This window comes from Prevotella sp. AM23-5 (assembly GCF_003473645.1).
GTDB classification, from domain to species: domain Bacteria; phylum Bacteroidota; class Bacteroidia; order Bacteroidales; family Bacteroidaceae; genus Prevotella; species Prevotella copri_A.
This window is the reverse complement of sequence record NZ_QUCG01000019.1, coordinates 1-5,997: the sequence shown is the minus strand read 5'-3', so window position 1 is coordinate 5,997 and position 5,997 is coordinate 1. Positions and strand designations below refer to the sequence as shown.

At 39.0% G+C, this 5,997-nt stretch carries 7 protein-coding genes; 1 reads left to right on the top strand and 6 read right to left on the bottom strand.

Annotated elements, in window-relative coordinates:
* The 6 genes from DW657_RS06485 to DW657_RS06465 all read right to left on the bottom strand — a co-directional run.
* Positions 1-721: YitT family protein (locus tag DW657_RS06485; RefSeq protein WP_233546635.1), on the bottom strand; the 721-nt coding region annotated here is incomplete at its 3' end.
* Positions 722-1,055: 334 nt separating this feature from the next.
* Positions 1,056-1,637 (bottom strand): N-acetyltransferase, encoded by a 582-nt coding sequence (locus DW657_RS06480; protein WP_233546634.1) that lies wholly within the window; start codon positions 1,635-1,637, stop codon positions 1,056-1,058.
* Positions 1,638-1,659: 22 nt separating this feature from the next.
* Positions 1,660-1,821, bottom strand: a complete 162-nt coding sequence (locus DW657_RS18150) for a hypothetical protein (protein ID WP_171479883.1) — start codon at positions 1,819-1,821, stop codon at positions 1,660-1,662.
* Between the two features lie 293 nt (positions 1,822-2,114).
* Positions 2,115-2,708, bottom strand: a complete 594-nt coding sequence (locus DW657_RS06475) for an MtrB/PioB family outer membrane beta-barrel protein (RefSeq protein WP_233546633.1) — start codon at positions 2,706-2,708, stop codon at positions 2,115-2,117.
* Between the two features lie 95 nt (positions 2,709-2,803).
* The gene (locus DW657_RS06470; RefSeq protein ID WP_089542934.1) at positions 2,804-3,556 is read right to left on the bottom strand and encodes a LytTR family DNA-binding domain-containing protein; all 753 of its coding nucleotides are present in this window, start codon (positions 3,554-3,556) and stop codon (positions 2,804-2,806) included.
* Positions 3,553-4,218 carry a sensor histidine kinase gene (locus tag DW657_RS06465; RefSeq protein ID WP_158577325.1) on the bottom strand — a complete coding sequence of 222 codons (666 nt, stop codon included), beginning with the start codon at positions 4,216-4,218 and terminating at the stop codon, positions 3,553-3,555. Before DW657_RS06465 ends, DW657_RS06470 begins: the two co-directional genes overlap by 4 nt.
* A gap of 592 nt (positions 4,219-4,810) precedes the next feature.
* Between DW657_RS06465 and DW657_RS06460 the strand changes: the two genes are divergently transcribed.
* On the top strand, positions 4,811-5,458 hold the full coding sequence (locus DW657_RS06460; protein WP_118311866.1) for a hypothetical protein: 648 nt from the start codon (positions 4,811-4,813) through the stop codon (positions 5,456-5,458).
* Positions 5,459-5,997 lie beyond the last annotated feature (539 nt).

The window sequence follows — 5,997 nt, the reverse complement described above, 5'->3', positions numbered from 1 at the left end:
GACCGGAATAGAAACCGCTGGCATTCACCACCGTTACTCCCCTATCAGCATCTACATTGATGCGCTTGCCTATCTCCTCATACTTCTGCGAAATGATGAAGAACTGTACACTTCGTCTTCTGCTGTTTACCACCTGGTCGATGCAGAATGCCTGAACGCAAAGAACCACATAACCATATAACACCTTCTCCCAATCGTGAACCACCAGATAGCTGGAACTGATGATGAAAATGTCGCATATCATAATCACTCTACCCAGAGAAATGTCGCGATACTTGTTGACGATGGCGGCAATGATATCCGTACCACCCGTACTTCCACCAACAGAGAAACCGAGTCCGATACCGCAGCCGCAGAAAACGGCACCCAGGAAAGCAGCCCATAAAGGTTGGTTTTCCAAGAGATGAATATCGCCTAAACGACTGGAGAAGAAGGAGGTCAAGGCGGTTACCACGATGACGGCATAAACGGTCTTGACGCAGAACTTAGCTCCCAAAATCTTGAACGCACATATTAATAAGGTGGCGTTGGCGATGAAATACGGAATTTGCACAGGGCAACCGGTTGCCCAATAGATGATACTGGAGATACCAGGAAGTCCGCTTGCTGTTACATTGGTTGGCAAGAGGAATACGTTCCATCCAATGGCGTAGGAAATCATACCTATCGCAATCAAAACATAGTCTTGTACAGACTTCCACAAGAGTCGAGGAGGAGTCATAATTAATTTATAATTTACAATTTATAATTTATTCAAGTTTCGCAAGTGAATAAATATCAACTTGCTTGTTTATAAATATACTGAACTTTCGCATGTGGTTCAAGTACGGGCTGAAGGTCCACAAGAGGGTGTGTCATAAATCAACAGCTCGCAAGTCCGTTAGGCGTTAGGGGCCGTTAGGGGCCGTTAGGCGTTCCTGCGGATTTGTAATCCGCAGACAAAAAAGGCTCGACCACTTTAAAGCGGATTTGCAATCCGCAGCCGTAGGCTTTTCATATCTCCAAATTCGTGATGCTGCGTTCTCGCTTGAGGCGAATTGCAAATCTTTTATTTGTTATTTTGTGCGAAGATAAATCAAATCAAAGTACATCAGTCGTGTCTTCATCGGCTCTATCGGAGTTGTTGGCTCTAGACCTTTGTTATGCAAAAAGGTCCATTCTTCCTCATCTGACGAAAACAAGAACTTGAAACCATTTCGTTGATAATATTCAAACACTTTCGGATGGTTGACGGCATCAACAATGACATATCGGCATCCTGTTTTATTCAATGGGTCTATAAACCATGATTTGATGAAATCCAACAATTCATCTCCCACATGATGTCCACTGAATAAATCGCTTACTGCCAACTGTCCAACCAACACTGCTGGATACTGCGGTCTTCGTTTAGCATTCGGAATCTTTCTATTAAGCTTATTCCGAAGGTTTGAAGGAAGTGAATCTACTTTTACACTCGAATTAGCGACTGTAAATGCGCAGACTATTTCAGATGTATCTGGTTTAACAAAACAATATGATTTTCCAAGCAACTGATAGGTATAGTCAGCATAGTCTTGGGTGAAGAACTCTGTTATGTCCTCATCCTTACAAGTGAAGCCTTTGCATTGCTGCAAGACTTCCTCTGTCAGTTCCATAAAATCACATTGCTCTAACATTTTAAATGTACAGTTTTGAACGTTTTAATATAGCACGTGCCTTGGCTACTTGCTTGGAGAAGTCAATGGAGCCACGCTTTTCCAATGCCTCATCAGCTGCTTCAACGAAACGAGCTGCTGCCTCACCATGAAGGACAGGTATTGTTTTAATTTCTATTGCCATAATCTTCTTGTTTTTAATGTTATGTACTTATTTAATCTGCAAAAATATGCTTTTATTTTCACTTTACCAAATTTTTTGTTAACTTTCTGTTGAATTTCTACGAAAAAAATCCAAATACCTACTTCATGCCATTTTATCGTCTCATTCTTTCCAATTCATCATCCTTTCGCATTTTGTCGTTCAACTTCTCCTGCATTCAGCAGTGTCACATACGATGCCGTTTGATGCAAACGCCTCACGGATGGTACTCAGTTACACATGACTATCATCAAAGGCAATGACAGTAAACGAACTTAGAAAGTAACACCCACACCGAAAGAGATAGAATGTCTTATAGTGTCATCGTATTCACAGTCAAGATAATTCCCCTTTTCGTCAGACTGCAAGCTCATGATTCCATCATCAAATATTTTATAGTTATACGCTATCTGAAAGTTTAGTCCGAAATGAGCGGAAAACATCTTGGTATAGCCGATACCCAAATTCATCAAGAAGCCAGAATTGTAGGTGTCTTCTGGCTTGATGCCATATCCTAAATCTGTGAAGCAATAGGCATTCTTCAAAGTCTTGATAGGCTTGTATCTCAATGTGGCAAAGATGGGCAGAGTGTTATAGTCAAACTCTGTATATCTATCCCATCCAAAGCCGAGACCAGTTGAAAACTTATCACTTACATCATAGCGACCTGTAAAATGGATGGAATTTCCACCCATTTTATAATCACCACGTCCCCAATGTCCACTTCCATTTGTGTTTGAAGTTGAAAGTCCGAGATTATAGTGATAGTCTATGTCAAAATGAAACTTGCTTTGTGCGTAAACTTTGTTAGAGCAAAATGCTATCATCGAAATAGTAATACATACAATGCTTAAAAATCTATTCTTCATTATGTTTTATTCTTTGTTATCAACAGTTTTCTTTTTTGGATTAGGGAGTTTGCTAATGGATATGCAACCTCTCCTAAGCCAAGATATATCATAATTCATCTATCTAACCAATTCTTCAATTGTGTAAATCTGTCTTTGCTGACTACGATTCGCAAATCAGGGAAGCCATGAAGACTAATGGTCATTTTATATTTGAAGAAATTGGCGAGTTTATCTATGCTATCAATATTCACCATATATTGTCGGTTGACTCGGAAGAACAAATCGGGATTCAGTTGCTGCTCCAAATCATTCAAAGATTGATTGATGGTTACGGAATTACCAGAACAAAGGAATGCTCTAACAACACCATTCTCTGAGAAGAAATAGCTTATGTCCGTTGTCTTGATAAGTTTGAAGCCATCAAATATATGCACAAGGAAATGTTTTCTCCATTTCTTACCAACAGGCATCCCCATTTTCTCCATTAGGGCTGAGTAGTCTATGCTTTGATTACACATGGCTTTAGCTTTCGCAAGAGCCTTTTCTAATTCTTCATGCAATATCGGTTTCTGAAGATAAGCGATACCGTTGCTTTTGAATGCTTCTAAAGCATACTCGCTGTAAGCCGTGGTGAAAATAACAGGTGAAGTTGGGGCTATCTCCAAGAAAGCCTCGAACACATCACCGTCACCCAATCTAATGTCCGCAAAGATAATATCCTCATCATGCGGATTTTGCAGATAGTTTATGACTGCTTTCATCGTGGTCAGTGGTCCTTGTATCTCCAGAGAGTTGTCTATGTTTTGCAAGAGGCGCTTTAGTCTTGAGAATCCACGCTCTTCATCTTCTATGATTAAAACTTTCATGATTTTGATAAGATTGGAAGTTTGACTTCAAAATATTTATTATCGTTACTAACGACTAGTTCCTTTCCTAATTGACTATAGCGCAGACGCAAGTTTGACAATCCCTTTTGTGTTGTAGGTAAAGTGCTCTTTATCGGATTCACTACATTTCTAACGATAATATATTCGCCATGACAATACACAGAGATAGAAAGCGGACTTTCCTTAGTATGACAGTTATGCTTTATCGCATTCTCTACCATCATTTGTATCGCCAATGGTAAAGTCTTATTCTTGCATCTTTCCAGTTCTTCGGCAATTTCCACATGTATGGTATGAGGAGAACTTATCTCTTGAAGCTCACAATAGTTCTTCACGAAATGAATCTCTTCATGTACAGGCACCGTCTCATCATCCAAATGTGTGACTACATATCTGTAGATTTCAGAGAATTTCAGAGTGAAACTTTCTGCCTGTACAGGATTCTCCTCAATCAAGTCTGCCAACGTGTTAATGCTGTTGAATATGAAATGCGGATTCATCTGCTGACGCAAGAGATTATTGGTAAGCACTACGTTTTCCTTCTCTTTTCTGATGAGGATGGAACAATAATACATGCACGCATTCACCATGGTCAGCAATGTGGCGATTAATCCAAAAACATATAATCTGTCCCAATACACATTGTTCCCAGCATGCCAAAGATTATCAAATATGTTTTCAAATGCAACAGCCCAAACAGAATTGACTAGCAGCAACAATAGGATATGGGTGGCAAAGCGAGGATAGCTTATCTTGTCTCTTACAAAGATGTTACCCAAGAAAAATGAAACCCACAAAGAAAACAATGTGTAAAAGGAACAATATGCAATGTCGAAGCACAAGTCTTCAATGGTGAGACCTGTGCCTACGAATGTTTCAAAGTCCATCAATCCCCACATTATGTAGGAAAAAATACAGGTGGCGATGGATATGATGCACCAATTCTTTATAAAACTATTATATTTGCTCATATTACTCATTTTTGTGTGCAAATTTAGTGCTTTTTTACGAAATTACCAATAGTTAGAGCTATGAAAGACGAAAAATCGCCCATGAATCCGTTATTTTCGCCTACAAACCATGTTATTGGGTAGTAGGACAAGATTCATCTGCAATTTATAGGGACTCATATCCCAATTTCTCCGACTCATGGTGATTGGACTTGCACGAACCGAAGTAACGTTATAATTTTGCATCCGAAAAATTTAATGTTTTATTAAAAATTGTATTTAAATGAATTTAATCGTGGTAAAGAAAGTGTTGAAGAGTAAAAACTACAAGATGCTTGTATGGGTATTCTTTATGCTAATAGTATTGGCATCTTGCTCAAAAGATGACGAGCCAGAAGAAGTTATATATCATCAGAGTTATGTTAAGGGAAAGTTGAACGACACAGAAATCTCAATGAATGATATTAACGCCTTGGTTTCTTCTACAAAATCTGATTATAATTTTATTGTCAGAGAAAATGAAGAGAAGATCTCTATGTTTGACTGGAAGGTAAAACTTGTAGATACACCAGATTCTGTTGTTACCCTTTGCCTTCATCTTGATAATATTTCAAGGACTAATTGTATGATAGCATCACCTAACAATGACCCTACATCTGTTCAAACAAAGGACAAATGCTATATTACCGTAGAGAATCCAAGAACAGAAAATACTGTTACTTACACTCCTACGGAGCATTCTCAGATTTCTACCGAATGGAATTATTTTACGGTTACACCAGACCCTATAACCGAGAAACATAATGGCGTGACGTGGGATTATTCAAGTCGTGTTTGGTCTGGCATTGATGGCAGACTCTATGGGACGTTCACCAATAGTTCCGAACTCAATCAGACTATAAAACTTGACATTAATTTCAAGTTATATTAAACGTCATAAAACAAAGATGTGCCAAGAGCTTCCAAGCTTGGCACATCTTCATTGTCTTTTTTCTACCCATAATATCTATACAACAGAGACCTATTCCCTATATCGTCGTATCCACGTATAAACTTTACCTACTTCAAGGTATTGCAAATATTCGCTGAAATTCGTACCCTTGCAGCCGATTTTGATCGGTATAGCATTTACGGATATGACTGTATCGGGTTAAGAATATGGCTGCATCGGGTTACAGATATTACTGCGTAAGCTAACGGAGACGTATCTGTAAGCTTATCGAGACGTCTGCATCAGCTAACTGAGACGTCTGAACTCGCTTACTGAAATACTTGAATTGTCTTACTGAACTACTTGAGTTGCTCGACTGAACTACTTGAGTTGCTACCCTTCCACTGGACTTACTGAACCCGTACTTGCTCTTTTGGTAAAGTGAGGGTGTGTCATAAGTTTATGATTCACCCTCTTGACTTTTCCTGATGTACAAAAAAAGCACGGAATATTAAACTCCGTGCTCTTTCTTGGCTTTG